This is a genomic window from Mesorhizobium sp. M7A.F.Ca.CA.004.04.2.1 (assembly GCF_004022825.1).
In the GTDB taxonomy this organism is placed as follows: Bacteria; Pseudomonadota; Alphaproteobacteria; order Rhizobiales; family Rhizobiaceae; genus Mesorhizobium.
This window is the reverse complement of the sequence record NZ_RZPH01001457.1, coordinates 1-1,055: the sequence shown is the minus strand read 5'-3', so window position 1 is coordinate 1,055 and position 1,055 is coordinate 1. Positions and strand designations below refer to the sequence as shown.

1 protein-coding gene is annotated in these 1,055 nt (G+C 64.1%); it reads left to right on the top strand.

Annotation, left to right across the window (positions count from 1 at the left end; all coding sequences use genetic code 11):
* Positions 1–1,055: glycerol-3-phosphate dehydrogenase/oxidase (locus EN893_RS35355; RefSeq protein ID WP_164901455.1), on the top strand; the 1,055-nt coding region annotated here is incomplete at both ends.

Sequence of the window (1,055 nt, the reverse complement as noted above, 5' to 3'; positions counted from 1 at the left end):
CTATTGCAGCGGCGCCAGCGCCGCCCTGTCGCGCATGGTGCATGGCGGCCTGCGCTACCTCGAAAACGGCGAATTCAAACTGGTGCGCGAATCGCTGCTCGAACGCGACCGGCTGCTGAGGAATGCCCCGCACTATGTGGCTCCGCTGCCGACGACGGTGCCGATCTTCGACATTTTCTCCGGTCTCGCCAACGGCGCGGTGCGTTTCCTGGGGTTGACGCGGCGGCCGAGCCGGCGCGGGGCGCTGGTCATCAAGGCCGGGCTTGCCATGTATGGCCTTTTCACCGCTGCACGGCGTTTGATGCCAACGCACCGGTTCAGGGGCCGCGCTGAAACCCTGAAGACATGGCCGGCGATCAACCCGGCGATCCGCAATTCGGCGACCTACTACGACGCCTGGGTGAGCCGGCCCGAGCGCCTCGGCCTGGAGATGCTGCTGGACGCCATGGCGAGCGCGACGAATGCCCGCGTCTTGAACTATGCGCAGGTGTCGTCGACAGGCGATGGCCTTGTCATCACCGACACGCTGACCGGCGAAGAGCTGCCGGTGCGGCCGCAACTGGTCATCAACGCCACCGGCGGCTGGATCGACCTGACCAACAAGGCCATCGGGGCAACGGCGCAGACGATGATGGGCGGTACCAAGGGCTCGCATCTGATCGTCGACAACGGCGAACTGTTCGACGCGCTCGGCGGCCATATGGTCTACTATGAGAACGAGGACGGGCGCATCTGCATCCTGTTTCCATATCTAGGCAAGGTGCTGATCGGCTCGACCGACATCCGGGTGGACGATCCGGACCAGGTCCGTTGCGAGGAGGACGAGCAGCGCTACATCTTGCAGTCGCTCGCTTTCGTCTTCCCCTCGATCAAGATCACGGAAAACCAGATCGTGTTCCGCTTCGCCGGCGTGCGCCCGTTGCCCGCCAGCGAGGACAGTTTTACCAGCCGCATACCGCGCGATCATTTTTGCGAGTTCGTCGAACCGGCCGGGCATCTGCCGGCGACACTGTGCATGATCGGCGGCAAGTGGACCACCTTCCGTTCGTTTGGAG